This window comes from Arthrobacter sp. Y3223164, from assembly GCF_059091005.1.
The window spans coordinates 1-743 of the sequence record NZ_JBNHGF010000724.1 but is presented as its reverse complement, the minus strand read 5'-3'; the positions used below and the strand labels follow the sequence as shown (position 1 = coordinate 743).

Genomic DNA, 743 nt, shown 5'->3' with positions numbered 1-743 from the left:
CACGCAGGGCACCCGTGACATGGTGGCCGCCGTCGCCGCCTCCACCGATGCCCGCGCCATGCAGGTGCGCATCCTGCCGCAGGTGGTGGAAGCCGCCCAGCTCGAGGTCCCGGCGCTCCAGGGCCTGCTGCCGCTCGGCCTGCGCGAGACCGACCTGGGCCCCGAAATGCTGGACGTCGTCCGCGGCGAGCACCACCTGATCGTGATGGGCGACGAACAGTCCGGCAAGACCAACCTGGTCCGTTCCCTGGTCGCCTCGCTGGTGGCGCAGTACCCGTCCCGGGACCTGGTCTTCGCCGTCTTCGATCCCCGCCGGGCGCTGGCCGACGTGGTCCCGGACGCCTACCTGGGCGGCTACGCGCCGAGCGCCGCCCAGGCCGAGCCGCTGGCCAACGCGATCGCCTCGGAGCTGTCCAAGCGGACCACCGGCGGCGACGCGATGCAGGACAGCATCGGCGAGGCGGACAGCATCCCGCGGATCGTCCTGCTGGCCGATGACTACGACATCCTCACGGCCGGCGGCGCCGGCCCGCTCCGCTCGCTGATCGAATACCTGCCGATGGGCCCGGAACTGCAGCTGAACGTGATCCTCACCCGCCGGGTGCGCGGGGCCGGCCGCGGCATGTACGAACAGTTTTTCGCCGCGCTGCGGGACTCCGGCAGCACCGGCCTGATCCTCTCCGGCGACCGCTCCGAAGGCGGCCTGCTCAACAACGTGCGCGCCCGCCGGCTGCCGCCCGGCC

The 743-nt window shown here is 72.8% G+C and carries 1 protein-coding gene; it reads left to right on the top strand.

Annotated features, from left to right (window positions below; translation table 11 throughout):
- A partial coding sequence (locus AC5RUJ_RS17630; protein WP_494156428.1) for an FtsK/SpoIIIE domain-containing protein occupies positions 1-743 on the top strand: 743 nt, incomplete at both ends.